Genomic DNA, 26,107 nt, shown 5'->3' with positions numbered 1-26,107 from the left:
GTCGCGCGGGCACGGGCGGTGGCGCGGGCGCGGGCGGTGGCGCGGGCCTGCAGCTCAACAGCGAGGTGCCCGGCCGCCTGCTGCGCGACCGGTTCGCCGTCCCGCGGGCGTCGCTGCGGCTGGCCGAGCGGGCGCTGGAGCGGGGGTCGATCTCGGTGCGCGGGTTCGACCGGGTGGTGCGGGTGGCGTGGACGGTGGCGGACCTGGCCGGCCGGGCCGTGCCGTCCGCGGACGACGTCGCCGAGGCCCTCGGCATGCGGCTGCAGCGGGCCGCGGCGTGACCACCCTCGAGGAAGACCTGGAGGACGCCGCCGCGGCGCCGCCGGAGGCCGGCGTGGTGCACCCGGGGCTGCGCCGGGCGCGGGCGTGGCTCAGCCGGGCGGTGGAGCCGGGCACGGTCGACCTCTGGCGCTGGGTCGAGGACGTCGGCCCGGTCGAGGCGGTGCGGCGGCTGCGGGCGGGGAACGCGCCGTCCGGCACCCGGTCGCTGGTCGGCGCGCGGGCGGAGGAGGACGCCACCCTCGCCGACCTGCGCCGCGCCGAGCGGTGCGGTGCCCGGCTCGTCGTGCCCGAGGACGACGAGTGGCCCGCCTACGCGCTGCACGCGCTGACGGTCGCGGTCGCCGAGGAGCCGGTCGACCGGAAGGACCAGACCGACCGCACCCGGGCGCTGGTGCCGCCGGTGGCGCTGTGGGTCCGCGGCGCCGCCCGGCTCGACGTGCTCACGGAGCGCTCGGTCGCCGTGGTGGGTGCCCGCGCCTCCAGCGCCTACGGCGAGCACGTGGCCGGGGAGCTGGGGCACCAGCTCGGTGAGCGGGGCTGGACCGTCGTCTCCGGCGGCGCCTTCGGCATCGACGGGGCCGCCCACCGCGGGGCGCTGGCCGCCGGGGCGCCCACGGTCGCGGTGCTCTCCTGCGGTGTCGACCGCCCCTACCCGGCCGGCAACGGTGCCCTGTTCCACCGGATCGCCGAGGACGGCCTGCTGGTGAGCGAGTGGCCACCGGGCTGCGCCCCTCTGCGGCACCGCTTCCTCGTCCGCAACCGCCTCATCGCGGCGCTGACGCGGGGGACGGTCGTCGTGGAGGCGGCGGCCCGTTCGGGTGCCCAGGCCACGGCGCACCGCGCGCAGAAGCTCGGCCGCCCCGTGATGGTGGTGCCCGGGCCGGTGACCAGCGCGTTGTCGGTGGGCTGCCACGAGCTGCTGCGCGACGAGCACGTCGGGGCCGTCCTGGTGACCTCCGCCGCCCACGTCGTCGAGGCGGTCGGCCGCCTCGGCGAGGACCTCGCCCCGCCGGTGGAGCGCCCGGACTCGCCGCGGGACGGGCTCTCCGACGTCGCCGTCCGCGTGCTCGACGCCTGCCCGGTGCGCACCGGCGTCGGCCCCGAGCGGCTGGCGCGGGGCGCGGGCTGCGACGTGCTGGACGTGCTCCGGGTGCTGCCCGCCCTGGAGCTCGCCCAGCTCGTCGAGTGGACCGGCACCGGCTGGCGGCTGGCCCCGCCGCCGAAGCCGCCCGGCGCGGCGCCTTGACCGGCGGCGGGAGCCGACGGACCGTGCCCCCGTGGCCACCCCCAGCACCGACGAGGTCCGCGCCGGGCTGCCGCCCGCGCTGGCCGAGGCGCTGGCCGGCTTCGAGGAGCACCTGACCGGGCAGCGCGACCTGTCGGCGAACACCGTCCGCAGCTACGTCGGGGACGTGGCCCGGCTGCTGGACCACCTCGCCCGGCGCAGCGGCACCCAGCCGCACGACCTCGACCTCGCCGCCCTGCGCAGCTGGCTGGCCCAGGGGCGCACCCGCGGGCACAGCCGGTCGACCACCGCCCGGCACGCCTCCGCGGCGCGGTCGTTCACCGCCTGGCTGCGCCGGGCCGGCCTCACCCCCGAGGACGTCGGCCAGCGGCTGGTCAGCCCGAAGGCGCACCGCACCCTGCCCGACGTTCTGGCGCCCGAGCAGGCGCGGGCCCTGGTGGAGAGCGCTGCGGGGGCCGAGGAGCCGGTGCAGCTCCGGGACGCGGTCGTGCTGGAGCTGCTCTACGCCAGCGGGATCCGGGTCAGCGAGCTCGTCGGCCTGGACGTCGACGACGTCGACCGCGGGCGGCGGCTGCTGCGCGTCCTGGGCAAGGGGCGCAAGGAGCGCAGCGTCCCCTACGGCCTGCCCGCCGAGCGGGCGCTGGAGGCCTGGCTCACCCGCGGGCGGCCGGCCCTGGCCAGGCCGGGTTCGGGGCCCGCGCTGCTGCTCGGCCTGCGGGGCGGCCGGCTCGACGCCCGCGAGGCCCGCCGCACGGTGCACGCCGCGACGGCCGGCGTCCCGGGAGCGCCCGACATCGGCCCGCACGGGCTCCGGCACTCCGCTGCGACGCACGTCCTGGAGGGCGGCGCGGACCTGCGTTCCGTCCAGGAACTGCTCGGTCACGCTAGCCTCGCGACGACACAGATCTACACGCACGTGACGGTCGAGCGGCTCCGTGCGGTCCACGCCCAGGCGCACCCCCGTGCCTGAGGCGTGCGGCCGGGTGGCGGGGCCTGCAGCGGCAGTCAGGACCACGCGGGACCACGGACGGTGCCCGCGCAGCACGACCGAGGAGCGCGACCGTGTCTGAGGCAACCATCCACCGCATCGGCGAGTCCGGCGAGGACGCCGATGCCGTGCTGGCCGACCTGTGGGCGCGGTACGTCGAGGGCCGGGACCCCGGCCTGCGCGACCGGCTGATCCTGCACTACGCGCCGCTGGTGAAGTACGTCGCCGGCCGGGTGGGCAGCGGCCTGCCCGCGCACGTGGAGCAGGCCGACCTGATCTCCTACGGCACCTTCGGGCTCATCGACGCCATCACCCGCTTCGAGCCCACCCGCGAGGTGAAGTTCGAGAGCTACGCGATGGCCCGCATCCGCGGCGCGATCATCGACGAGCTGCGCAACACCGACTGGATCCCGCGGTCGGTCCGCGTCAAGGCGCGCGCCTTCGAGCGCACCGTCGCCGAGCTGGAGAGCACGCTGCACCGGACGCCGACCGACGAAGAGGTCGCCGCCGCGATGGACATGGACGTCGAGGACATCCGCAAGTTCCTCGGGCAGCTCTCCCTGGTGAACGTCGTCGCCCTGGACGAGCTGCTCACCGACGACGAGGGCGGCTCCCCGCGCCTCGGCGACACCCTGCAGGACCCCAGCGCGCTCGACCCGCAGGCGATGGCCGAGCACGGCGAGGCGCGGCAGCTGCTGGCGCGGGCCGTCGAGCAGCTGCCCGAGCGGGAGAAGGTCGTCGTCTCGCTCTACTACTTCGAGGGCCTCACCCTCGCCGACATCGGCCGGGTGCTCGGGGTGACCGAGAGCCGGATCTGCCAGTTGCACACCAAGGCCGTCCTGCACCTGCGCACCAAGCTCGCCGACATCGCCTGACCTTGTGACTCGTCACGATAGTTGAGCAATCGTCACTTTTCGTGGGCACTGTCCTTCTTCGTCGTATTCAAGGCCCAGGCCGGAGATGAACTCAGCAACGCGATCCTGCTCCTCGACGAACCCGGCCTAAGCCTGCACGCCCTCAAGCAGCAGGAGTTCCGCAAGACCGTCACCCTGCTCAGCGAGGACAACCAGATCCTCTACACGACCCACTCGCCGTTCATGGTGGGGACGGACGAACTCGACCTCGTCCGCATCGTCGAGATGACCGACCGGGACTCCGGCACCAAGGTGCACACCCGGATCGCTGTCGACGACCCGCGCAGCATCTACCCGCTCCAGGCCGCTCTCGGGTACGAACTGGCCCAGAGTCTCTTCGCCCAGCCCCGCAACCTCGTCTGCGAGGGCGTGACCGACATGTTCTACATCGAGGGCCTCAACACCGCCTTCGCCGACGCGGGACTCAAGCACCTCCGCGACGGCACCGCCATCGTTCCCGCGCAGGGCGCCAGCAAGGTCCTCTACTACTGCACGATCCTCACCAGTCAGCGGCTCAAGGCTGCCGCCCTGCTCGACTCCGACACCGCAGGAGAGAAGGCCGCCTCCCAGGAAGAACTCGTCCGGCTGCTCAAGCCCAAGGAAATCCTCCGCACCAAGGACCACTACAAGGGCGCCGTCACCGGCCCGGAGATCGAAGACCTCCTCCGCGACACCCTCATCACTATCGCGAAGAACGACCTCGGCTGGGACATCACCACCTCAGCGGCATCCCAGCCCGCCCGGCGCGTGGTCGACATCTTCACGGCCGAGTGCCCCCAGTTCTCTAAGTACCGACTCGCGCGCGCATTCCTCAGGTGGCTCTCCACCCACACGCCCGCCGACCTGACCGCCGACGAACGTGCTGGAATCGAAGCCCTTTTCACGGCCGCCAACAAGGCCCTCGCCTGATCCCCGACACGGCACACCGTCCTATCCCGACGGCTGCACCGGGGTCTGACTGACCCGCACTCGCTCGAAACCCCGACGGATCACGTCTGTGCCGCCGTCCGGGCACGCTTTGCCCAACTGAACTGACGAACCTTCTTGCCCAACTGAAGTGACGAACTTCCCGGGGTTTGCCCAACTGAAGTGACGACGGCGTTGCTCACGAGTGATAAAGCCGCTGATCAGGAGATCGCGGTTTGCCCAACTAACGTGATGGGTCACAGACCTCCCACCGCCCGCCTCGTCGGGGGGTGGCGTGCTCAGCCGGTCGGTCCGCCGTCCGGGAGCGGCCCCAGCAGCGGCTGCGTCCCGGGCGGGTTCCGGTGGCCCTCCTGCCAGGGCAGCCGGCCGGTGGAGTCCGGCCAGATGAGCTGCAGCGCGTCCACCGTGCCGTGGAGCTCCTCCACCACGGTGAGGCGGTCGGACTCCTGGACGCGGAGGAACACCACGGGGGAGTCCTCGTCGGTCAGCGCCGTCGTCGCGGTGCCCGGCGCGAAGCGGGCGCCGGCGCGGACCGCCTCGCCCACCAGGTTGAGGTACTTCTCCGCGGCCGGGAAGGGGAGCCCCACCACGATGATCTCGGGGTGCTCCCACGCGGCGAGCCCCACCGTGTAGGAGTAGCGCGGCTCGCCGGGGGTGCCGCCCCCGTGCAGCACCGCCCAGCCGAAGGTGTCGATCACCCGGCGCAGGTCGCCGAGCACCTGGTCGGGGTCCTGCCCAGCCTCCGCCGGCTGGTCCGCGGCCGGCTCCACGCCGGCCGCGGGGGCGCCGCTGGGCTCGACGGCACCGCCGGACCCGACCTCTCCGCTGGGCCGGTCATCGATCGGCGCCGCGCCGGTGGGCTCACCGGAGACCGGCTTCGCGGCTCGCTTGCGTCGGAATCGCACATCGCGACGGTAGCGCCGGAGGGCCGAGCCGCCCGGCATCCACACCCACCCGGTGCGTACGTGCGGTCACCGATCGATCACCGGGTGTCGTCCATCGTCACCACCCAGGGGGAGCAGCCGCACACGCGGCGGCCGGAGCAGCGACAAGGGGTCCAGGTAGACCTCGCCCCTGCGTGCGCCCCAGTGCAGGCAGGCCGCGACCGGGCAGCCGTCGTGGCCCGGATCCAGCACGCCCAGCGGCTCGCCGCGGGCGACCGGGCGCCCCGCACCCACCGACGGCCTGACCGGTTCGTACGTCGTCCGCAGACCGCCCGCGTGCTCCACGCTCACCACCGGGCGTCCCGCGACCATCCCGGAGAAGACGACGACCCCGTCGCCGGCCGCCAGCACGGGCGAGCCGGGTGCCGCCGCCAGGTCGACCCCGCGGTGCCCCGGCCCGTACCGGTGCGGAGGTGGCTCGAACGGGCGGGTCACCTCCGGCTCGCCGGGCAGCGGGGCGCTCCAGGGCACCTCCGGCGGGGGCGCAGGGGTGCTGACCGGCGCCGCCGCCGCGGGGGCGACGCCGGTCAGCACCGCCAGGAGGAGGAGCAGGGCGACCAGCGGACGGGGCATCCCCCGATGCTCGGGGCAGATCGCGCCGAGCGAGGGGGGCGGCCGGGAGGTGTGGACGCCCGCGCGGGCTGTGGGCGGCCGGCGGGACGGGGTCCTCTCGGCGACGCGTATGCTGTCCGGTGCGGCCCGTGCGAGCGGGTCGACTTCGCGCGTCCTCTTCCCGCCGGTCGGCGGGGCAGTCGCCACCTCGGTCCCGGCCCAGCCGGGTGAGTGGCGCCGCAGGACGCCAGGGCGGTGCACCACCCGGTGCCCGCGACAACCGGAATGCGCGCGGCCCCGGTCGCGCGCGAGAAGCAGAGAGGCTGCGATATGGCAGTCGTCAGCATGAAGCAGCTGCTCGACAGCGGCGTCCACTTCGGGCACCAGACCCGTCGCTGGAACCCGAAGATGAAGCGCTTCATCTTCACCGAGCGCAACGGCATCTACATCATCGACCTGCAGCAGACGCTCGGGTACATCGACTCGGCCTACGAGTTCGTCAAGCAGACCGTGGCCCACGGCGGCTCGATCCTGTTCGTCGGCACCAAGCGCCAGGCGCAGGAGGTCGTCGCCGAGCAGGCGACCCGCGTGGGCATGCCCTACGTCAACCAGCGCTGGCTGGGCGGCATGCTCACCAACTTCCAGACCGTCCACAAGCGGCTCCAGCGCCTCAAGGAGCTCGAGGACATGGAGCAGACCGGCGTGCTGGTCAGCCTCTCCAAGAAGGAGCAGCTGGTCCTCAGCCGCGAGAAGGCCAAGCTCGAGCGCAGCCTCGGTGGTATCCGCGACATGCAGAAGGTGCCCAGCGCCATCTGGATCGTGGACACCAAGAAGGAGCACATCGCCGTCGGCGAGGCCCGCAAGCTGAACATCCCGGTCGTCGCGATCCTCGACACCAACTGCGACCCCGACGAGGTCGACTACAAGATCCCGGGCAACGACGACGCGATCCGCAGCATCACCGTGCTGACCCGGGTCATCGCCGACGCCGTCGCCGAGGGCCTCATGGCCCGCTCGGCCGCGCAGGCCAACGCCGGCCGCGAGGACGGCGGCGAGCCCGCCGTCGGAGCCGGCGAGCCGCTGGCCGACTGGGAGCGCGAGCTGCTGACCGGCGGCACCGCCGAGGAGCAGGCCGCCGCGACCCCGCTGCCCGAGACCCCGGCCCAGCCGGCCGACGTCACGGCGAACGAGGTCGCCCCGGTCGAGGGCGTGCCCGCCACGGGCAGCACGGAGACCGGCACCCAGGGCGCCCAGAACGCGTAAGGGCCCCCTCGCCCCCCGCCGCTGGCGCGCTCGCGGCGGGGCCCTGCGAGGGGCCTTCCAGGCCCACCCACGCATCAGTACTTCTGAGGAGAAGGAACATGGCTGAGTTCACCGCAGCCGACGTCAAGCGTCTCCGCGACGCCACCGGCGCCGGCATGATGGACTGCAAGAAGGCCCTGACCGAGGCCGACGGCGACTACGACAAGGCCGTCGAGCTGCTCCGCGTCAAGGGCGCCAAGGACGTCGGCAAGCGCCTCGAGCGCTCGACGACCAACGGTGTCGTCGTCAGCAAGGACGGCGCCCTGCTCGAGCTCGACTGCGAGACGGACTTCGTCGCCAAGAACGCCGACTTCGTGGCGCTGGCCGAGCGGCTGGTCGAGATCGGCCTGCACAGCAAGCCGGCCGACGCCGAGGCGCTGCTGGCCACCGAGGACAACGGCCGGACCGTCGCCGCGCTGATCGAGGCCGAGTCGGCCCGCATCGGCGAGAAGCTGGTCCTCAGCCGGTTCGTCGCGTTCGAGGGCACCACCGCCACCTACCTGCACAAGCGGGCCACCGACCTGCCGCCGGCCATCGGTGTCGCCGTGCAGTACTCCGGTGGCAGCGAGGACGCCGCCCGCAGCCTGGCGATGCACATCGCCGCCGCGCGGCCGCGCTACCTCACCCGCGACGAGGTCCCGGCCGAGGCGGTCGAGACCGAGCGCCGCGTCGCCGAGCAGACCGCCAAGGAGGAGGGCAAGCCCGAGCAGGCGATCGCCAAGATCGTCGAGGGCCGGGTCAACGCCTACTACAAGGACTTCGTCCTGCTCGAGCAGCCGTCGATCACCGAGCCCAAGCGCACGGTCAAGCAGATCGTCGACGAGGCCGGCCTGACCGTGGAGCGCTTCGCGCGCTTCGAGGTCGGCCAGGCCTGACAGCCGAACGGCCGAGGACCCCGCGTCCCCACGTCCAGCCCCGTCCAGGGGTCGCACCCAGCGTGCGAGGCGTGGGGGAGCGGGGTCCTCTGCTGTCCGGCCGCGGCCCGCGCCCAGCAGGACCCGGCTTCGCCGATGCGGCAGGATCACCCCCCGACAGCCCCCCACCACACCACCCCAGGATGGAACCGTTGACCGACACCACCGCGCCGCTGTCCGCCCCCACCGCCTTCCAGCCGGCCGACGGCGACGGCTACAAGCGCGTGCTGCTCAAGCTCTCCGGTGAGTCCTTCGGCGGCGGCAAGGTCGGTGTCGACGCCGACATCGTCAAGGGCATCGCGGAGCAGCTCGCGGAGGTCGTGGCGCGGGGCACCCAGGTCGCCGTCGTGATGGGGGGTGGCAACTTCTTCCGCGGGGCGGAGCTCTCCCAGGCCGGGATGGACCGCACCAAGGCCGACTACATGGGCATGCTGGGCACGGTCATGAACTGCCTGGCGCTGCAGGACTTCTGCGAGAAGGCCGGGCTGGAGACGCGCGTGCAGTCGGCCATCACGATGGGCCAGGTCGCCGAGCCCTACATCCCGCGCAAGGCCATCCGGCACCTGGAGAAGGGGCGGCTGGTCATCTTCGGCGCGGGGGCGGGGATGCCCTACTTCTCCACGGACACCGTCGCCGCCCAGCGGGCTCTGGAGATCGAGTGCCAGGTGCTGCTCATGGGCAAGAACGGGGTCGACGGCGTCTACGACGACGACCCGCGCACCAACCCCGACGCCGTCATGTACCACGACCTGGACTACGCGACGGTGCTGGCCAAGCAGCTCAAGGTGGCCGACGCCACCGCGATCAGCCTCTGCATGGACAACCGGATGCCGATCGTGGTGTTCGACCTGCTGCGCGACGGCAACATCGCCCGCGCCACCGCAGGTGAGAGGATCGGCACGCTGATCAGCCAGCCGGCCTGAGGCCGGCGGCACCGATCGGGGTACAGACGAGGACGCCGGCGGAACGAGAACCGCCGCAGGAGGGACAACCCGTGATCGACGACACCCTGCTCGACGCCGAGGAGCGCATGGACAAGGCCCTCTCGGTGGCGCGGGAGGACCTGGGCTCGGTCCGCACCGGCCGGGCCACGCCCTCGATGTTCAGCAAAATCATGGTCGACTACTACGGTGCGTACACCCCGGTGCCGCAGATGGCCTCGATCACCGTGCCCGAGGCGCGGATGGCGGTGATCAAGCCCTATGACATGAGCCAGCTGACGGCCATCGAGCGGGCCATCCGCGACAGCGACCTGGGCGTCAACCCGACCAACGACGGGCAGATCCTGCGGGTGGTGTTCCCGCAGCTCACCGAGGAGCGCCGGCGTGACCTGGTGAAGCAGGCCCGCGCCAAGGGCGAGGACGCCAAGGTGGCGATCCGCAACATCCGGCGCCGCGCCAAGGAGGAGCTCGACCGCATCGCCAAGGACGGCGAGGCCGGCGAGGACGACGTGCGCCGCGCGGAGAAGGAGCTGGACGACCTCACCGCGCAGCACGTCGCGCACGTCGACGAGGCGATGAAGAACAAGGAGACCGAGCTGCTCGAGGTCTGATCCCGAGCTCGGCCGCCGCTCCCATGACACCTCCTCCCGCCGACCGTCCCGGCTCCCTGCGCCCGGGGGGACAGCCGTTCCCCCGGGCCGCTGAGCCGCGAGCGGGCGGGCGCCGGCGGGGTGACGACACCGGTCCGGTGCCGGTCGCGGCCTCCCGCCCGCTGCCGCCGCTCCCGTCGCGCGCTCCGGTCCCGGTGCCCGACGAGCGGGCGTCCGACGACCCCGGGAGCGCTGAGCCCGCCGCCCACGACGGGCTGCCCGACGATGCCGCCCCAGCCGGCGACGACGCCCGCACGGCGACGGCGATGCCGCTGCCCGAGGCGGTCGCGCAGCTGCCCACCACGGAGCAGCCGGTGAGCCGGGCCGGTCGGAACCTCCGTGCGGCCATCGGCGTCGGCGTCTCGCTGGTCGCGGTCATCCTGCTGTCGCTGTTCCTCTGGCGCCCGGCGTTCCTCGGCGTGCTCGTCGTGGCGATCCTGGTCGCCGTCGTCGAGCTCACGCGGGCGCTGGGCAAGGGCGGCTTCTCCGCGCCGCTGGTCCCGCTGCTCGTGGGCGCGCTCGCCATGGAGGGGCTGGCCTGGACGCGCGGCCCCACCGGCCTGCTCACCGGCTTCTTCCTCACCGCCCTCGCGGTGCTGCTGTGGCGGCTGGCCGGCGGCCCCGTCGGCTACCGCCGCGACGCCGCCGCCGGCGTGCTCACCGCCCTCTACGTGCCGTTCCTCGCCGGCTTCGCCGTCCTGCTCCTGGTGCCCGACGACGGCGCGGTGCGGGTGACCGCCTTCATCGCCACGGTGATCGCCAGCGACGTGGGCGGCTACGCGGCCGGCGTGCTGTTCGGCAAGCACGCGATGGCGCCGTCCATCAGCCCGAAGAAGTCCTGGGAGGGCATGGCCGGCTCCGTGCTCGCCTGCATGCTCGTGGCCACCCCGATCCTGGTCCTGGGTCTGGACGCACCCTGGTGGGGCGGGCTGATCTTCGGCGCGGCGCTCGCCGTCTCGGCGACCATCGGCGACCTCGCCGAGTCGCTGATCAAGCGGGACCTCGGCATCAAGGACATGGGGGACCTGCTGCCCGGTCACGGCGGGATCATGGACCGGCTGGACTCCCTGCTGCCGTCCGCGGCCGCCGCCTACCTGCTGCTGGCGCTGCTGGCGCCTGCCTAGACCGGCCGGTCGACCGCCCAGGTCGAGCCCAGCCCGGTGAAGCCCCGCCGGGCGTACCAGTGCCGCGGCCAGTCGTCACCGGCGGCCTCCAGCACCACCAGGTCGCAGCCGGCGGCCGCGGCCAGCTCCAGGACACGGGCCAGCACGGCGTCCCCGTACCCGCGCCCGCGGGCACGGGGGTCGGTCATCACCGACTCCACCGCGGCGGTGGCGCCGTCCACCCGCAGCTGTGCGGCGGCCACGACGCGGCCGTCCTCGCGCACCACCACGTCGGTCACCGCGAGCACCCGGTCGTTGAGCTGCTCGCGGCCGATCAGCTGGCGCACCACCGGCTCCAGCCGGTCGCCCAGGCCGGCGAGGTCGCGGCGCCAGCCCCGGTCCCACAGGTCGTGCACCTCGCGCTGGTCGACCACCTCGGCGCGCACCGCCGTCCCCGGCACCGGGAGGTCCGCGGGCCGACCCATGAGGACCAGCTCCTCGGCGTTCCAGCCGCGGCCGGCGAGCTCGGCGGCCACCGATCCGGCACCCGGCCAGGTGAGGAGGGCGGCCAGGTGCGGCCAGCCGGCGTTGCCCCCCACCTCCTCGGCGGCGGCCTCGACGGCCGCGGCGGTCACCGGCCGGGTCAGGACCAGCCGGTTGTTGTCCCGGGAGTGGGGGTGGTCGGGGTCCAGCACGGCCACCCCGCCGGGCACGTCGCCCACCCCGACCGCGCGACGCACCGGGACCGAGGTGTACAGGGCCACCGCGCGGCCGAGCGCGTCCTCGGGCGTGGGCGGCTCGACCGGCGCCGGCGGCCGGTAGGGGATGACCGCCACGACCGACGACGTGGGCAGTGGCCCGTGGAGGTGCGGGAAGAGCGAGCCGGCCGGGTCGTCCGGGTGCCCGGGTTCCCACCGCACCGCGTCCGGGAGCCGCGCGGGGTCGACGACGAGCAGCACCAGGTCGCGCCGGCCGGGGAACAGCCGCTGCGCGGGCAGGTGCACCTGCCCGGGCGCGGAGAGGTGCACGAAGCCCTCGGCCGCGGGGGCGATGGAGCCCGCGCGCAGGGCGGCCCGCCAGGCGGGCGGCTCGACCAGGTGCAGGAGGACGCCGTCGGTCACCCTGCCATCCTCCCTGGGTGCGCGAGGACGAACTGCCCGGCCCCACCGACTGGGGCGCGACGGTCGGCGTCGGCCCGTGGGAGGGGCCGTGGCCGGCCGATCCGCGGTACGACCCGCAGCTGCTCGCCGAGGGCGACCGGCGCAACGTCGTCGACCGCTACCGCTACTGGACCGTCGAGGCGATCGTCGCCGACCTCGACCGGCGCCGGCACCCCTTCCACGTCGCCATCGAGAACTTCGGGCACGACCTCAACATCGGCACGGTGGTCCGCACCGCCAACGCCTTCCTCGCCGCCGAGGTGCACGTGGTGGGCCGGAGGCGGTGGAACCGGCGCGGGGCGATGGTCACCGACCGGTACCAGCACCTGCGCCACCACCCCGACGTCGGCGGGCTGCTCGCCTTCGCGGCGGAGCAGGACCTCGTCGTCGTCGCCGTCGACAACGGCCCCGGCGCCGTGCCGCTGGAGTCCGCCGAGCTGCCGCGGCGCTGCGTGCTGCTGTTCGGCCAGGAGGGGCCGGGGCTGACCGAGGAGGCGCGTGCGGGCGCGGCCATGACGGTCTCCATCGCGCAGTTCGGCTCGACCCGGTCGATCAACGCAGGCGTGGCCGCCGGCATCGCCATGCACGCCTGGGTGCGCCGGCACGCCGACCTCGGCACCCCGGGTCAGTAGCCCTCCAGCGGCGGGTCGGGGTCGATGCCGCGCGCGTGCAGCGCCGCCTCCACCGCCTCGCAGACGGTCCGGACGACGGCGACCCGCGCCCACCGCTTGTCCTCGGCGGGGACGACGTGCCAGGGCGCCACCCCGGTGTGGGTGCGCGCGAGCATCTCCTCGACGGCGGCCTCGTACTCGCCGCGCTTCTCCCGGTTGCGCCAGTCCTCGTCGGTCAGCTTCCAGGCCTTGTACGGGTCCGCCCGGCGGGACTCGAAGCGCCGCAGCTGCTCCTCGGGGGAGACGTGCAGCCAGAACTTCACGAGCACCGTGCCCTCGGCGGCCAGGGAGGTCTCCAGGTCGACGATCTCCTGGTACGCCCGGCGCCAGGCGTCCTCCGGGGCGAACCCCTCCACCCGTTCCACCAGCACCCGGCCGTACCAGGAGCGGTCGAGCACAGCCATGCCGCCCCAGCCCGGCAGCACCGGCCAGAAGCGCCACAGGAAGTGGTGCCGCTTCTCGTCGCGGGTCGGGGCGGCGAACTGGGCCACCCGCACGTGCCGCGGGTCGAGCTCGCCGACCAGCCGCTGGATGGCGCCGCCCTTGCCGGCCGCGTCCCAGCCCTCGAAGAGGACCAGCAGCGGCGGGCCGAGCGCACCGGGCCCGATCTGGCCACCCAGCAGCAGCCGCAGGTGGACCAGGCGCTCCTGCGCGGCGGCGAGCTGCTCCTTCGCCTCCTTCTTGCCCAGTCGGAGGCCCAGGTCGACGTCGTCCAGCCGGCTCATGAGCACCGACACTGCCAGGAAGCCGGCCCGTCCGCGTGAGTTCGCTCTCCGGACCCGGTCCGCCGGGCCGGGGAGTGGGACGATGGGGATGCCATGACTGCCCTGCCCCTGGTCTTCGACGCCCCCCGCCGCGGCAAGCCGCCGCGCCACCTCGCCGACCTCACCCGTGAGGAGGCCCGTGCCGCGGTGGCCGAGCTCGGTCAGCCGGCGTTCCGCGCCGACCAGCTGGCCCGGCACTACTACCGCGGGACCACCGACCCCGCGCAGATGACCGACATCCCGGCCGCCGCCCGCGAGGCGCTGCGCGAGGCGCTGCTGCCCGAGCTGCTCACGGTGGTGCGGCACCAGACCGCCGACAACGGCCGCACCCGCAAGACCCTGTGGCGGCTGCACGACGGGGCGCTCGTGGAGAGCGTCCTCATGCGCTACCCCGACCGCGCCACCGTGTGCATCTCCAGCCAGGCCGGCTGCGGCATGGCGTGCCCCTTCTGCGCGACCGGCCAGGCCGGGCTGACCCGCAACCTCTCCGCCGCCGAGATCATCGGCCAGGCGGTGGCGGCGGCCGCGGCGATGGCCGACGGCGAGGTCGCCGGCGGGCCGGGGCGGCTGTCCAACGTCGTGTTCATGGGCATGGGGGAGCCGCTGGCCAACTACGCCCGCGTGCGGGCCACCCTCGACGCGCTGCTCGGCACCGCCCCCTACGGGCTGGGCCTCTCGCAGCGGTCGGTGACGGTCTCCACCGTGGGACTGGTGCCCGCCATCCGCCGGCTCACAGAGGAGGGGCGCAACGTCACCCTCGCCGTCAGCCTGCACGCGCCGGACGACGAGCTGCGCGACACCCTGGTGCCGATCAACACGCGCTGGAAGGTCGGCGAGGTGATCGAGGCCGCGGACGCCTACGCGCAGCGCACCGGGCGCCGCTACTCGGTGGAGTACGCGCTCATCCGCGACGTGAACGACCAGCCGTTCCGGGCCGACCTGCTCGGGAAGCTGCTGGCGGGCAAGCTCGCGCACGTCAACCTCATCCCGCTGAACCCGACGCCCGGCAGCCCCTGGGACGCCAGCCCGCTGCCTGCTCAGCGGGAGTTCGTCGCCCGCCTGCGGGCCGCCGGGGTCGCGACGACGGTGCGCGACACGCGCGGCCAGGACATCGACGGCGCCTGCGGGCAGCTCGCCGCCGCGGACCGGGTCGAGGGCGTGCCCGCCGTCGCGCTGCCCGCCCCGGCGGTCGAGGCGCCGGTCGCGCTCGGCGCGGAGGCCGACCAGGGGTGAGCGGGGCGCCACCCGACGCGGAGGCCCACGAGCACTCCCACGGCGACGTGTCCGGCGGCTGGCTCCGGGCCGCCGTCTTCGGGGCGATGGACGGGCTCGTGACCAACACCGCCCTGGTCGCCGGGGTCGGTGGCGGGGGCGCCGCCCCGCGGGCCATCGTGCTCGCCGGCGTCGCGAGCCTGGTCGCCGGCGCGATCTCCATGGCGCTGGGCGAGTACACCTCGGTCAAGACGCAGAACGAGCAGCTGGACCTCGAGGTGGAGAAGGAGCGCCGCGAGCTCGAGCGGAACCCCGAGGGTGAGCTCACGGAGCTCGTCGAGATGCTGCGGGTCCGCGGGGTCGACGAGCGGCTCGCCCGCACGGTGGCGGTGCAGCTGTCCCGCGATCCCGAGACGGCCCTGCGGCTGCACGTCGTCGCGGAGATCGGCCTGAGCCCGGAGGACAAGCCCTCACCGCGGGTGGCGGCGGTCTCGTCGTTCCTGACCTTCGGCACCGGCGCCGTGCTGCCGCTGCTGCCCTACCTGCTGGGCGTCCCGGTCCTGTGGGTCGCCCTGCTCAGCGGCGGGCTGGGGCTCCTGCTGGCCGGGGCGCTGTCGTCCCGCTTCACGCCGCGGCCGTGGTGGTACGGCGGCCTGCGCCAGCTCCTGTTCGGTGCAGCAGCGGCCGGGACGACCTACCTGATCGGCGCGGCGATCGGCGTCAGCGTCACCTGAGCCGCGCCGCTGCCCGCTGCACCGTCAGCGGCGCCAGGCGGTCCTCTTGCGGCGCAGGTCCCAGATGAGGACGGCCGCCATCACGCCGGCCAGGCAGAGCAGCCAGATGTCCTCGACCCGGCCCTCGTGGTTGCCGACCAGGTACAGCAGGATCACCCCGGTCGAGAACCAGCCACCGATCTGACCCCACTTGCCGGTCTCGCCGTGCCAGCCCCAGTCCTCGGGCTGCTCGTGCTCGACGGGGTGCTCGCCGGCGCGGACGACGGCCTCTTCACGGCCGGGCTGGTTGACCCGCTGGGTCGACGGGGAGTGCAGTGCCTCGGTCACCCGGCCATTCTGGCAGGAGCCGCCGCGGCGCACGTCCCGAGGTGCCGGATCGGCGGGTCGCCGCCCTGCCCGTGCCCGCGCCGGGGCGCCGGGGGTGGGGTCCGCACCGGGCCGGTTGGCAGGATGCCCGCATGAGCGAGCCGCGCGAGGTCACCGTCCTGGGCTGCACCGGGTCCATCGGCCGGCAGGCGCTGGCGGTCGCCGCGCAGAACCCGGACCGGCTGCGCATCACCGGCCTGGCCGCCGGGGGTGGCGACGTCGCCCTGCTGGCCGAGCAGGCGCTGGCGCTCGGGGTCCGCACCGTCGCCGTCGCGCGGGCCACCGCCGCGCAGGACCTGCAGCTGGCCTTCTACGCCGCGGCGCAGCAGCGCGGCTGGGCCACGGGGGAGTTCGCGCTCCCCGAGATCCTGGCCGGCCCGCGCGCCGCCGAGGAGCTGGCCGCCCGGCCGGCCGACGTCGTCCTCAACGGGATCACCGGCTCGATCGGGCTGGGGCCGACGCTGTCGGCGCTGCGGGCCGGGCGCACCGTCGCCCTGGCGAACAAGGAGTCGCTGGTCGCCGGCGGCGACCTGGTGCTCGCCGCGGCCGCGCCGGGCCAGCTGGTGCCGGTGGACTCCGAGCACTCCGCCCTCGCCCAGTGCCTGCGCGGCGGCTCCCGCGACGAGGTCGCCCGGCTGGTGCTGACGGCCAGCGGGGGGCCCTTCCGCGGGCGCACCGCCGCGGAGCTGGCCGACGTCACCGTCGACGAGGCGCTGGCCCACCCGACCTGGGCGATGGGCCCTGTCGTCACCATCAACTCGGCGACGCTGGTCAACAAGGGGCTCGAGCTGATCGAGGCGCACCTGCTCTTCGGCATCCCGTACGCCGACATCGACGTCGTCGTGCACCCGCAGTCGATCGTGCACTCGATGGTCACCTTCGCCGACGGCGCGACGATCGCCCAGGCCAGCCCGCCGGACATGCGGCTGCCGATCGCCCTGGGGCTGGCCTGGCCCGACCGGCTGCCTCACGTGCAGCCCGCGCTGGACTGGTCGACGGCGAGCACGTGGGAGTTCCTGCCGCTGGACGAGGAGGCGTTCCCGGCCGTCCGCCTGGCCCGCGCGGCCGGCGAGTCGGGGGGCGTGGTGCCCGCGATGTACAACGCGGCGAACGAGGAGGCGGTCGCCGCCTTCACGGCGGGTCGGCTCTCGTTCCCAGGGATCGTCCAGCTCGTCGCGCGTACCCTCGACGCCGCGCCGGACCTCGGCGCCCCCACCTGCGTCGAGGACGTGCTGGCGGCGGAGAAGTGGGCCCGGGAGCACGCCCGGGGCGTCATCGCCGGAGGCTGAGCTGAGCGGATTCCTGCTGACGGTCCTGGGGATCGTCCTGTTCGCCCTCGGCCTGATGCTCTCCATCGCCTTCCACGAGGCCGGGCACTTCTGGTGGGCGCGGAAGTTCGGCATGCGCGTGCCGCAGTTCATGGTCGGCTTCGGGCCGACCGTCTTCTCCCGGCGCCGCGGCGAGACCGAGTACGGCATCAAGGCGGTCCCGCTCGGCGGCTACATCCGCATCGTGGGCATGATCCCGCCGGCCGAGGAGGGCGAGAGCAAGCGCGCCACCCGGATGCGCAGCTTCATCGCCGAGGTCCGCGGCCAGGCGCTCAACGACGTGCTGCCCAGCGACGGCGACCGCGTGTTCTACAAGAAGCCGTGGTGGCAGCGGGTCATCGTGATGTTCGCGGGCCCGTTCCACAACCTGGTGCTCGCCGTCGTCTTCTTCGCCGTCGTGCTGATGGGCTTCGGCATCCCGGAGATCACCACGACGATCCGCCAGGTGCCCGAGTGCGTGCTGCCCGCGGGCGCCGCGAGCGCCGGCGCGGAGGACCCCTGCGCCGTCCCCATCACGCCGGCGGGGGAGCTGTGCGAGGCCGGCGCGGCGGGCTGCGCGCTGCCGGCGCGCAGCCCCGCCGCCCGGGCCGGCCTGCAGCCCGGCGACACCGTGCTGGCGCTCGACGGCGAGCCCGTGCCGCAGGAGACCGACGTGGGCTGGGAGCAGGTGCAGGAGGCGATCCGCGCCAGCGCCGACGAGCCGGTGGTGTTCACCGTCGAGCGCGACGGGGAGCGGCTGGACCTCACCGTGACGCCGATCGAGAACGTCGTCTACGCCGACGAGGAGGGCGAGGCGACCCAGGTGGTCGGCTTCGTCGGCATCAGCCCGCTGCAGCGCGAGGTGCGCCAGTCGGTCACCGAGGTGCCCGGCCACTTCGCGGACATCCTCGTGCGGTCGGTGGACCGCCTGGTGGAGATCCCCGAGCGGGTCCCGCAGCTGTTCCGGGCCGCGTTCCTCGGCGAGGAGCGCGACCCGCTCGGGCCCATCGGCGTGGTCGGCGTCAGCCGCATCTCCGGGGAGGTCTTCGCCCTCGAGCAGCTCTCCCCGGTGCAGAAGATCGGCTACTTCGTGCAGCTGCTGGCCGGGCTGAACCTGGTGCTGTTCCTGTTCAACCTGCTGCCCATCTACCCGCTCGACGGCGGGCACGTCGCCGGCGCGCTGTACGAGAAGGCGCGCGCGACGGTCGCCCGGCTGCGGGGGCGGCCCGACCCCGGGCCCTTCGACATCGCCCGCCTGATGCCGGTGGCCTACGCCGTCGCCGGGCTCTTCCTCGGGTTGTCGCTGCTGCTGCTCATCGCCGACGTCGTCAACCCGGTGCGGCTGGCCGGGTGATCCGGGACGGCCGGGCGGGCGCACCTCACAGCCGCTCCACCGGCGCGGACGCCCGGGCAGGGGATACTGGACCCATGGCGATCCCCGTCGGCCTCGGCATGCCCGCTGCGCCCCCGCCCGTGCTCGCTCCGCGCCGGAAGACCCGGCAGCTGGACGTCGGCGGCGTCGGCGTCGGCAGCGACTTCCCCGTCAGCGTCCAGTCGATGACGACGACGAAGACCGCCGACATCAACGCCACGCTCCAGCAGATCGCCGAGCTCACCGCCTCGGGCTGCCAGATCGTGCGCGTCGCGGTGCCCGACACCGACGACGCCGAGGCGCTGCCGATCATCGCGAGGAAGTCGCAGATCCCGGTGATCGCCGACATCCACTTCCAGCCGCGGTACGTCTTCGCCGCGATCGACGCCGGCTGCGCCGCCGTCCGCGTGAACCCCGGCAACATCAAGAAGTTCGACGACAAGGTCGGGGAGATCGCGAAGGCGGCCAAGGGTGCCGGCATCCCCATCCGCATCGGCGTCAACGCCGGCTCGCTGGACAAGCGGCTGCTCGCCAAGTACGGCAAGGCGACGCCGGAGGCCCTGGTCGAGTCGGCGCTGTGGGAGTGCTCGCTGTTCGAGGAGCACGACTTCCGGGACATCAAGATCTCGGTCAAGCACAACGACCCGGTGGTCATGGTGCGGGCCTACGAACTGCTCGCCGCGCAGTGCGACTACCCGCTGCACCTCGGCGTCACCGAGGCCGGGCCGGCCTTCCAGGGCACGATCAAGTCCGCGGTCGCGTTCGGCGCCCTGCTCAGCAAGGGCATCGGCGACACCATCCGCGTCTCGCTCTCGGCCCCGCCGGCCGAGGAGGTCAAGGTGGGCAACCAGATCCTCGAGTCGCTGAACCTCAAGCAGCGCGGCCTGGAGATCGTCAGCTGCCCCTCGTGCGGGCGCGCGCAGGTCGACGTCTACAAGCTCGCGAACGAGGTCACCGCCGGCCTGGAGGGCATGGAGGTGCCGCTGCGCGTCGCCGTCATGGGCTGCGTCGTCAACGGGCCGGGGGAGGCCCGCGAGGCCGACCTCGGCGTCGCCTCGGGCAACGGCAAGGGTCAGATCTTCGTCAAGGGCGAGGTGATCAAGACCGTGCCCGAGTCGCAGATCGTCGAGACGCTGATCGAGGAGGCCATGCGCATCGCCGGAGAGCACGTCGACGCCGGTGAGCCCTCCGGGCCGCCGGTCGTCACCGTCAGCTGACCCGTGCTCCGTACGCCTGCCGCCCGCGTCCTGGACGAGGCCGACGAGCCGACCGTGCTCCGGCTGCTGGCCACGGACCCGGTCGCGGCCTGCGTCGTCGCCGGCCGGGTGGAGGCGGCGGGCACCGCGGCGGTCTCCCTCGGCGCGCCGCTCTGGGGCATCGGCACCGGCCGCGAGCTCGACGCGGTCTGCCTGGCCGGCGCGAACCTGATCCCGTTCGCCCTGCCCGGCACCGAGCGCGCCGCCGCCGTCGCCTTCGCCGAGCGGGCCCGCCGGGCCGGGCGCCGCTGCTCCACCATCGTGGGTCCCTCCGCCGCCGTGGCGCCGCTGTGGGAGCTGCTCGCCCCGGCGTGGGGGCCGGCGCGCGACCACCGCCCCCGGCAACCGCTGCTGGCGATCGACGGGCCGCCCGCCGTCGCCCCCGAACCGCGGGTGCGGCCGGTGCGCACCGACGAGCTGGACGTCCTGCTCCCGGCCGCGGTGGCGATGTTCACCGAGGAGGTCGGGGTCAGCCCGCTCCGGGTCGACGGCGGCGCCGGCTACCGCGCGCGGGTGGACGAGCTGGTGCGGGCCGGGCAGTCGCTGGCCTGGATCGAGGACGGGCGCGTGCTGTTCAAGGCGGAGATCGGCGCGGTGTGCCGGGCGGCCTGCCAGGTGCAGGGCGTCTGGGTGGCGCCGTCGCTGCGCGGCCGGGGGATCGGCACGGCCTGCACCGCCGCCGTGGTCGAGTACGCCCGCGCGGCCATCGCCCCGGTGGTGAGCCTCTACGTCAACGACTACAACACCCGGGCGCGCGCCTCCTACCGCCGCGTCGGGTTCCGCGAGGTCGGCGAGTACGCCAGCGTCCTGTTCTGAACGGTCGGTGACGTCTGGGAACCTGTGCCGGTGCGCACCCGCCCGACCCCGGCCCTGCTGATCCCCGTCCTGCTCGCCGCGCCGCTGCTGGCCGGCTGCTCGGGCAGCGAGGACGACGTCCGGGCGGCCGCGGAGTCCTTCCTGGCGGACTGGTCGGCCGGTGACCTCGCCGCCGCGGCCGCGGCGACCACCGACCCCGCCGCCGCCACCGCGCTGCTCGAGCAGACGGCCGGGGACCTGCCCGGCGCGGAGCTGGCCGCGGAGGTCGGCGAGGTGGCCGTCGAGGACGACCTCGCCACCGTCGGCTGGACCGCCACCTGGGACCTGGAGGCCGCGCCCGGGTGGGGCTACCAGGGCACCCTGCGGCTGCGCGAGGGCGAGGACGCGTGGGAGGTGGTCGCCGAGCCGGCCCTCGTCCACCCCGAGCTGGGCGAGGGGCAGCGTCTGGTGCTCGACCGGCAGCTGCCGGAACGGGCGCCGATCACCGACGCCTCCGGCGCGCCGCTGTTCACCCCGACCGAGGTGGTCCGGGTCGGCGTCGACCCCGCCCGGGTCACCGACCTGCCGGCGCTGGCGGCGGGGCTCTCGGCCGCGACGGGGATCGCCGCCGAGGAGATCGTCGCCGACGTCGAGGCCGCACCCGAGGGGCAGTTCGTGCCGGTGATCGACCTCCGCCGGCCGCAGTTCGAGCAGATCCGCGCGCAGGTGTTCGACCTGCCCGGCGCCGTCTTCCCGACCGACACCCGGCTGCTGGCCCCCTCACCCCGGTTCGCCGTCGCGCTGCTGGGCCGGGTCGGCCCGGCGACGGCCGAGCTGCTGGAGGAGACCGCGGTCGACGGGGAGCCCCGCTACGCCGCCGGCGACCAGCTCGGGCTCTCCGGGTTGCAGCGCGCCTACCAGGAGCAGCTCAGCGGCACCGCCGGCTTCACCGTCGCGGTGGCCAGCACCGACGAGACCACCGGCGACACCGGCCGCGAGATCGCCGCGGTGCCGCCCGTCGCGGGCGAGCCGGTCCAGACGCCGCTGGTGCCCGCGATCCAGACGGCCGCGGAGACCGCCGTCGCCACCGAGCCCCTGCCCACGCACCTCGTCGTCGTGCGCCCCGGGACCGGCGAGATCCTCGCCGTCGCCTCCAACGAGGCGGCCAACCCCGCCAACGCGCTCACCGGGCAGTTCCCGCCGGGGTCGAGCATGAAGGCGGTGACCGCGACCGCGCTGCTCGGCGACGGCGGCCTGACCCCGCAGACGCCGGTGCCCTGCCCGGCGACGACGGTCGTCGAGGGCCGGGAGTTCGAGAACCAGGACCAGTTCGACCTCGGCACCGTCCCCTTCACCGAGGCCTTCGCGCAGTCCTGCAACACCACGTTCATCCAGCAGGCGCTCGAGCTGCCCGACGCGGCGCTCGCCGACGCGGCCGCCGCCTACGGCCTCGGCACCGACTGGGACCTGCCGGTCGACGTCTTCGGGGGCAGCGTCCCGCGCGACAGCACCGGCACCACCAAGGCGGCGAACGCCATCGGCCAGGGCCGGGTGCTGGTGAGCCCCGCCCAGCTGGCCCTGGTCGCCGCGGGCATCGCCGGCGGGACCCCGGTCGCTCCGGTGGAGGTCGTGGGGGCCGAGGCGGCAGGGCCGGTGCCGGCCGGACCGGCGGCCGCGGTGCTCGACGCGCTCCGCCCGATGATGCGGCAGGTCGTGCTCTCGGGCACCGCGCAGGCGCTGGCCGACCGGGGCGAGGTCCACGGCAAGACCGGCACCGCGGAGTTCGGCACGGCCAGCCCGCCGGAGTCGCACGGCTGGTTCACCGGCTACCAGCTGGGCGGCCCGCAGGGCGACATCGCCTTCGCGACGCTCGTGGAGGCCGGGCAGTCCAGCAGCGCCGCGGTCGCCGTCACCGACGTCTTCCTGGGCGCCCTGGGCTGACGCGCCGTGGCTACCCGGTGGGCAGGCCGGGCAGGGCGCTGGTCACCGGCGTCCGCCCCGCGGCCTCGCGCCAGCCGACGGCCCGCACCTCCGCGGCGCCGAGCTCCGCCACGGCCAGCCCCCGCGTGGTCCGCTCCACCGCCCGGTCCAGCACCCGCACCCAGGCGGCGGTGACGCCCTCCTCCAGCACGACGGCGAGGGCGGCGGCATCCACCGGCGAGAGCACCGGGAAGGGCAGCTCGTAGCCCGCCTCGGGGGCGGCCGGGTCGGCGCCCCGCGCGTCCAGCAGGGTGATCAGCCGGTCGCGCACCTCGCGGTGGGCCGCCTCGGCGGCGGCGGCGGTGCCGCGGTCCTCCGGACCCAGCGCCGCACCCACCGCGCCGTACCCCCACACGGCGGCGTGCTCGGCGGCCAGCGCGGCGTCCAGGGCGGCGTCCTCGGCCGCGGTGCCGGTGGTCTCGTCGTCAGCCATGGCGGCCCTCCGTCATGCCAGTCGTGCCTCGTGGCCGCCCAGGCCGGCGGCGATGGAGCCCAGGAGCGCCGCCCGCGCGCCGGTCTGCCCCAGGGCGGCGTCGGCGTGCGACGAGGCGGCGGCGGCGACCTGCGTGCGCAGCCAGGCCCGGGCGTCCCCGCCCGCCGGTGCGTCCACCGGGGGGGTGGCCGACGGGCTGCTGCCGGGGGCGGCCGCACGCAGCCGATCGAGCTGCTCGCCGGCCTGGTCGGCGAGGACGCCGGCCGCCGCGGCGAGCGAGGGGTCGGCGGCCAACGCGGTCTCGTACGCCCCCACGAGGGTCTCCTGGACGGCGACCTGCGCGGCCAGCTCGGAGGCCTGCGCGCCGGTCACGGTGTCGCGCTCGGCCACGGGAGGCGAGGAGGTGCACCCGGTCGCCGCGACGGCCAGCCCGGCGGCGGAGGCCACCAGCAGGGTCCGGCGGGTCAGCGTCCGCGGGCCGGGACGGGGGGTGGAGGACATCACCCCCATCCTCGCAGCCGGTGGTGCCGGCAGCCGGGCGTTGGCGCGGGCGGGCGCGCCGCGTCACCGTGACGTCGGCCGCACGCCGTCGTCGCCCCGCGGCGGTGCGGTGGGTACCCGGGCGGCCGGGGCCCCACCGCGCCGGGCCGGGGCGCCGGGACGGGCGGTAGCCTGAGCACTTCCCCTCGACACCGGGCCCGGCCAGCGACGCAGGTCCGCGGCGCCGGGCCGCAGAACTGCGCGCACGGCACCGTGCCGCCGACGAGCCTGAGGAGGCCAGCGTGTCCGCCTCTCGCGGAACCCAGCGGAGCGACCCCGCCACCGACCGGCTCACCGGCTGGATCCGGCCGGTCGTCACCGAGGCGGGGTACGACCTCGAGGAGCTCGTCGTCACCCCCGCCGGCCGGCGCAGCGTCGTCCGCGTGGTCGTCGACCGCGACGCCGGCGTCACCCTCGACGACATCGCCGAGGTCAGCCGCGCGGTCTCCGACGTGCTGGACCGCAACGACGACGGCATGGGGCGCACCCCCTACGTGCTGGAGGTGACCAGCCCCGGGGTCGACCGGCCGCTCACCGAGCCGCGCCACTGGCGCCGGAACACCGGGCGGCTGGTCGTGGTGACCGCCGGCCCGGCCGGGTCCACCGAGCAGCTCACCGGGCGGATCACCGCGGTGGAGGAGGACGGTGTGACGCTGGCCGTCGAGGCGAAGGGCAAGCCGGGCGCGAAGAAGCGCCCCCCGCAGCCCCGCCGGCTGCCCTGGGCCGAGCTCGGGGCCGGGCGGGTGCAGGTCGAGTTCGGCCGGGCGGACGAGCCCGGCGACAGCACCGACGACACCGCGGACGACATCGCGGAGCACGACGCCGCCGAGCACGACGACCTGGACCAGGCCGGGCTCGCGGACGACGACGGAGGAGAGAAGTGAACATCGACGTCACCGCGCTGAAGGCGGTGGAGCGGGAGAAGGGCATCCCGGTCGACACGGTCATCGAGGCGCTCGAGACCGCCCTGGTCACCGCCTACCGGCACGCCGACGGCGCGGCCAAGCACGTGCGCGTGCACGTCGACCGGAAGAGCGGCGAGGTCGCCGTGCTCGCGCAGGAGCTCGGCCCCGACGGCGAGGTCGTCCGCGAGTGGGACGACACCCCCTCGGACTTCGGCCGCATCGCCGCCAGCACCGCCAAGCAGGTCATCGTGCAGCGGCTGCGCGACGCCGAGCACGAGCAGACCTTCGGCGAGTACGCCGGCAAGGAAGGCGACATCGTCAGCGGCATCGTGCAGGCCGACCAGCGCCGCAACGCCAGCGGCATCGTGATGATCGACATCGGCAAGGTCGAGGCGGTGCTGCCCTCCGCGGAGCAGGTGCCGGGCGAGTCCTACCCCCACGGGAGCCGGCTGAAGGCCTACGTCGTCACCGTCTCCCGCACCTACCGCGGGCCCCAGGTCACCGTCTCGCGCACCCACCCGAACCTGGTGCGCAAGCTCTTCGCCCTCGAGGTGCCCGAGATCGCCGACGGCAGCGTCGAGATCGTCGCCGTCGCCCGCGAGGCGGGGCACCGGTCGAAGATCGCCGTGCGCACCTCCGTGCCCGGGCTGAACGCCAAGGGCGCCTGCATCGGCCCGATGGGCCAGCGGGTGCGCAACGTCATGAGCGAGCTGCACGGCGAGAAGATCGACATCGTGGACTGGTCGGCCGACCCGGCGTCCTTCGTCGCCTCCGCGCTCAGCCCGGCCCGGGTGTCCAGCGCCGAGCTGGTCGACCCGCAGGCCAAGGCGGTGCGCGTGGTGGTGCCCGACTACCAGCTGTCGCTGGCGATCGGCAAGGAGGGTCAGAACGCCCGCCTCGCCGCCCGGCTGACCGGCTGCCGGATCGACATCCGCAGCGACGCCCAGGACGACGAGGCCGGCTCGACCCCGTCGCCCGGGGTGGGCCGCCCGCCGCTGCGCTCGGGCCTGCCGCCCGCCCCGGGCGGGTCGCGCGCCGGCGCCCCCGGGGCCCGGGGGCAGGCGCCGGCGGGTGGTCCGCGTTCGGCTCCCCGCCGCGCGGAACAACGCGGACCCGCCACGCGCTAGAGTTGCGGATGGCCGAAACGTCGAACCCGGTCCGCACCTGCGTGGGGTGCCGGGAGCGCGCGTCGGTCGACGACCTGCTGCGCGTCGTCGTCGTGGCCGGGGACCTCGTCCCCGACCCGCGTCGGCGGCTCCCCGGTCGAGGTGCCTCGCTGCACCCGACGGCGGAGTGCCTGCGCGCAGCGGAGCGACGCCGGGCCTTCCCGCGGGCGCTGCGCACCAGCGCCCCGGTGGAGGTCGGTCCGCTCCGGGCCCACGTCCTGGGTGTCTCTCCGGAGGCCGCCGGGAGCGGGTCGGGAGCGGGCGGGAGCAGTACCCAGTCGGGCCGGCACCAGGCCGGTCCGCACGTTGACAGGACACCGTCGGATGACTCAGCCGTGAAGTTCTCACGATGACCATGCGCCACTGACGACGAGGTCGAGCGGGCAAGCCGCCGGCCTCACCAAGAGGAGACCCGTGCCAGGCAAAGCCCGCGTACACGAACTCGCCAAGGAGTTCGGTGTCGACAGCAAGACCGTGCTCGCCAAGCTCAAGGAGCAGGGCGAGTTCGTGAAGTCCGCGTCCTCCACCGTCGAGGCCCCCGTGGCCCGGCGGCTGCGTGAGGCGCTCGGCGCCGCCACCGGCGGCGGCAACGACGGGGCAGCCGCCCCGCGTCCGAGCGCGCCCGCGCCGCGTCCGTCCGCCCCCGCGCCGCAGGCGGCCCCCCAGGCCCCCGTGGCTCCGCA

Annotated in this window: 29 protein-coding genes; 22 read left to right on the top strand and 7 right to left on the bottom strand. The window is 74.8% G+C overall.

The features are described from left to right. Positions 1–65: 65 nt before the first annotated feature. From E9565_RS07375 to E9565_RS07355, 5 genes are all read left to right on the top strand, one after another. On the top strand, positions 66–281 hold the full coding sequence (locus E9565_RS07375; RefSeq protein WP_236834440.1) for a hypothetical protein: 216 nt from the start codon (positions 66–68) through the stop codon (positions 279–281). Further along, positions 278–1,528, top strand: coding sequence for a DNA-processing protein DprA (gene dprA / locus E9565_RS07370; protein WP_236824549.1), 1,251 nt, complete (start codon positions 278–280; stop codon positions 1,526–1,528). Before E9565_RS07375 ends, dprA begins: the two co-directional genes overlap by 4 nt. 31 nt (positions 1,529–1,559) lie before the next feature. Continuing rightward, positions 1,560–2,498: a tyrosine recombinase XerC gene (locus E9565_RS07365; RefSeq protein WP_236824548.1), complete on the top strand. Its 939-nt coding sequence runs from the start codon at positions 1,560–1,562 to the stop codon at positions 2,496–2,498. Positions 2,499–2,590: 92 nt separating this feature from the next. Continuing rightward, complete coding sequence (gene whiG / locus E9565_RS07360; RefSeq protein WP_236834439.1) at positions 2,591–3,391, top strand: RNA polymerase sigma factor WhiG; 801 nt, start codon at positions 2,591–2,593, stop codon at positions 3,389–3,391. 21 nt (positions 3,392–3,412) lie between these two features. Beyond that, the gene (locus tag E9565_RS07355; protein ID WP_236834438.1) at positions 3,413–4,339 is read left to right on the top strand and encodes an ATP-dependent endonuclease; all 927 of its coding nucleotides are present in this window, start codon (positions 3,413–3,415) and stop codon (positions 4,337–4,339) included. A gap of 296 nt (positions 4,340–4,635) precedes the next feature. On the opposite strand, the gene E9565_RS07350 is transcribed toward E9565_RS07355, so the two are convergent. Beyond that, complete coding sequence (locus E9565_RS07350; protein ID WP_236834437.1) at positions 4,636–5,262, bottom strand: DUF4262 domain-containing protein; 627 nt, start codon at positions 5,260–5,262, stop codon at positions 4,636–4,638. Positions 5,263–5,328: 66 nt separating this feature from the next. Then, positions 5,329–5,874, bottom strand: coding sequence for a M23 family metallopeptidase (locus E9565_RS07345; protein ID WP_236834436.1), 546 nt, complete (start codon positions 5,872–5,874; stop codon positions 5,329–5,331). 309 nt (positions 5,875–6,183) lie between these two features. Between E9565_RS07345 and rpsB the strand changes: the two genes are divergently transcribed. The 5 genes from rpsB (at position 6,184) to E9565_RS07320 (ending at position 10,784) form a co-directional block, all read left to right on the top strand. Next, positions 6,184–7,116: a 30S ribosomal protein S2 gene (gene rpsB, locus E9565_RS07340; RefSeq protein WP_236824544.1), complete on the top strand. Its 933-nt coding sequence runs from the start codon at positions 6,184–6,186 to the stop codon at positions 7,114–7,116. Between the two features lie 98 nt (positions 7,117–7,214). Further along, the gene (gene tsf / locus E9565_RS07335; RefSeq protein ID WP_236824543.1) at positions 7,215–8,030 is read left to right on the top strand and encodes a translation elongation factor Ts; all 816 of its coding nucleotides are present in this window, start codon (positions 7,215–7,217) and stop codon (positions 8,028–8,030) included. A 191-nt stretch (positions 8,031–8,221) separates the two neighbouring features. Beyond that, positions 8,222–8,992 carry a UMP kinase gene (gene pyrH, locus E9565_RS07330; RefSeq protein ID WP_255723693.1) on the top strand — a complete coding sequence of 257 codons (771 nt, stop codon included), beginning with the start codon at positions 8,222–8,224 and terminating at the stop codon, positions 8,990–8,992. Positions 8,993–9,063: 71 nt separating this feature from the next. Then, on the top strand, positions 9,064–9,621 hold the full coding sequence (gene frr, locus E9565_RS07325) for a ribosome recycling factor (protein WP_236824542.1): 558 nt from the start codon (positions 9,064–9,066) through the stop codon (positions 9,619–9,621). A 137-nt stretch (positions 9,622–9,758) separates the two neighbouring features. After that, positions 9,759–10,784, top strand: coding sequence for a phosphatidate cytidylyltransferase (locus E9565_RS07320; RefSeq protein WP_236824541.1), 1,026 nt, complete (start codon positions 9,759–9,761; stop codon positions 10,782–10,784). On the opposite strand, the gene E9565_RS07315 is transcribed toward E9565_RS07320, so the two are convergent. Further along, entirely contained in the window at positions 10,781–11,884 is a 1,104-nt protein-coding gene (locus tag E9565_RS07315; RefSeq protein WP_236824540.1) for a GNAT family N-acetyltransferase, read from the bottom strand. The genes E9565_RS07320 and E9565_RS07315 overlap by 4 nt on opposite strands. A gap of 17 nt (positions 11,885–11,901) precedes the next feature. On the opposite strand from E9565_RS07315, the gene E9565_RS07310 reads away from it, so the two are divergent. Then, positions 11,902–12,555, top strand: coding sequence for an RNA methyltransferase (locus tag E9565_RS07310; RefSeq protein WP_236824539.1), 654 nt, complete (start codon positions 11,902–11,904; stop codon positions 12,553–12,555). Here E9565_RS07310 and E9565_RS07305 read toward each other — a convergent pair. Beyond that, positions 12,549–13,319 carry a polyphosphate kinase 2 family protein gene (locus tag E9565_RS07305; RefSeq protein ID WP_236824538.1) on the bottom strand — a complete coding sequence of 257 codons (771 nt, stop codon included), beginning with the start codon at positions 13,317–13,319 and terminating at the stop codon, positions 12,549–12,551. The two genes, E9565_RS07310 and E9565_RS07305, sit on opposite strands and share 7 nt — an antisense overlap. Positions 13,320–13,412: 93 nt before the next feature. Here E9565_RS07305 and rlmN point away from each other — a divergent pair, with 93 nt between their 5' ends. Together rlmN and E9565_RS07295 are read left to right on the top strand one after the other, a co-directional pair. Further along, complete coding sequence (gene rlmN / locus E9565_RS07300; RefSeq protein ID WP_236824537.1) at positions 13,413–14,591, top strand: 23S rRNA (adenine(2503)-C(2))-methyltransferase RlmN; 1,179 nt, start codon at positions 13,413–13,415, stop codon at positions 14,589–14,591. Beyond that, positions 14,588–15,304, top strand: a complete 717-nt coding sequence (locus E9565_RS07295; RefSeq protein WP_236824536.1) for a VIT1/CCC1 transporter family protein — start codon at positions 14,588–14,590, stop codon at positions 15,302–15,304. Before rlmN ends, E9565_RS07295 begins: the two co-directional genes overlap by 4 nt. Before the next feature lie 24 nt (positions 15,305–15,328). On the opposite strand, the gene E9565_RS07290 is transcribed toward E9565_RS07295, so the two are convergent. After that, positions 15,329–15,631, bottom strand: a complete 303-nt coding sequence (locus E9565_RS07290) for a DUF2631 domain-containing protein (protein WP_236824535.1) — start codon at positions 15,629–15,631, stop codon at positions 15,329–15,331. A gap of 131 nt (positions 15,632–15,762) precedes the next feature. On the opposite strand from E9565_RS07290, the gene dxr reads away from it, so the two are divergent. The 5 genes from dxr (at position 15,763) to E9565_RS07265 (ending at position 22,341) form a co-directional block, all read left to right on the top strand. Beyond that, positions 15,763–16,959 carry a 1-deoxy-D-xylulose-5-phosphate reductoisomerase gene (gene dxr / locus E9565_RS07285; RefSeq protein WP_236824534.1) on the top strand — a complete coding sequence of 399 codons (1,197 nt, stop codon included), beginning with the start codon at positions 15,763–15,765 and terminating at the stop codon, positions 16,957–16,959. A gap of 1 nt (position 16,960) precedes the next feature. After that, complete coding sequence (locus E9565_RS07280) at positions 16,961–18,331, top strand: site-2 protease family protein (RefSeq protein WP_308191112.1); 1,371 nt, start codon at positions 16,961–16,963, stop codon at positions 18,329–18,331. A 74-nt stretch (positions 18,332–18,405) separates the two neighbouring features. After that, positions 18,406–19,566: a flavodoxin-dependent (E)-4-hydroxy-3-methylbut-2-enyl-diphosphate synthase gene (ispG, locus tag E9565_RS07275; protein WP_255714651.1), complete on the top strand. Its 1,161-nt coding sequence runs from the start codon at positions 18,406–18,408 to the stop codon at positions 19,564–19,566. Positions 19,567–19,569: 3 nt separating this feature from the next. Further along, complete coding sequence (locus E9565_RS07270; RefSeq protein ID WP_236824532.1) at positions 19,570–20,421, top strand: DUF4081 domain-containing GNAT family N-acetyltransferase; 852 nt, start codon at positions 19,570–19,572, stop codon at positions 20,419–20,421. A 30-nt stretch (positions 20,422–20,451) separates the two neighbouring features. Continuing rightward, positions 20,452–22,341, top strand: a complete 1,890-nt coding sequence (locus tag E9565_RS07265) for a penicillin-binding transpeptidase domain-containing protein (RefSeq protein WP_236824531.1) — start codon at positions 20,452–20,454, stop codon at positions 22,339–22,341. 10 nt (positions 22,342–22,351) lie between these two features. Here the strand turns inward: E9565_RS07265 and E9565_RS07260 are convergent, their stop codons facing one another. Both E9565_RS07260 and E9565_RS07255 read right to left on the bottom strand, forming a co-directional pair. Continuing rightward, positions 22,352–22,813, bottom strand: a complete 462-nt coding sequence (locus E9565_RS07260) for a ferritin-like domain-containing protein (protein ID WP_236824530.1) — start codon at positions 22,811–22,813, stop codon at positions 22,352–22,354. A 12-nt stretch (positions 22,814–22,825) separates the two neighbouring features. Continuing rightward, a complete protein-coding gene (locus tag E9565_RS07255; protein ID WP_236824529.1) occupies positions 22,826–23,314 on the bottom strand; it encodes a hypothetical protein in 489 nt (162 codons plus the stop codon). Between the two features lie 281 nt (positions 23,315–23,595). On the opposite strand from E9565_RS07255, the gene rimP reads away from it, so the two are divergent. The 4 genes from rimP to E9565_RS07235 form a co-directional block, all read left to right on the top strand. Continuing rightward, a complete protein-coding gene (gene rimP, locus E9565_RS07250; protein ID WP_236824528.1) occupies positions 23,596–24,237 on the top strand; it encodes a ribosome maturation factor RimP in 642 nt (213 codons plus the stop codon). Further along, positions 24,234–25,385, top strand: a complete 1,152-nt coding sequence (gene nusA, locus E9565_RS07245) for a transcription termination factor NusA (RefSeq protein ID WP_236824527.1) — start codon at positions 24,234–24,236, stop codon at positions 25,383–25,385. The genes rimP and nusA overlap by 4 nt, the downstream gene beginning before the upstream one ends. Positions 25,386–25,393: 8 nt before the next feature. After that, positions 25,394–25,777, top strand: a complete 384-nt coding sequence (locus E9565_RS07240) for a YlxR family protein (protein ID WP_236824526.1) — start codon at positions 25,394–25,396, stop codon at positions 25,775–25,777. A gap of 61 nt (positions 25,778–25,838) precedes the next feature. Next, on the top strand, positions 25,839–26,107 hold a 269-nt coding region (locus tag E9565_RS07235), incomplete at its 3' end, for a translation initiation factor IF-2 N-terminal domain-containing protein (RefSeq protein WP_236834435.1).

It is taken from the genome of Blastococcus sp. KM273129 (assembly GCF_021698995.1).
Lineage (GTDB): Bacteria > Actinomycetota > Actinomycetes > Mycobacteriales > Geodermatophilaceae > Blastococcus.
This window is presented reverse-complemented; position numbering and strand designations above follow the sequence as displayed.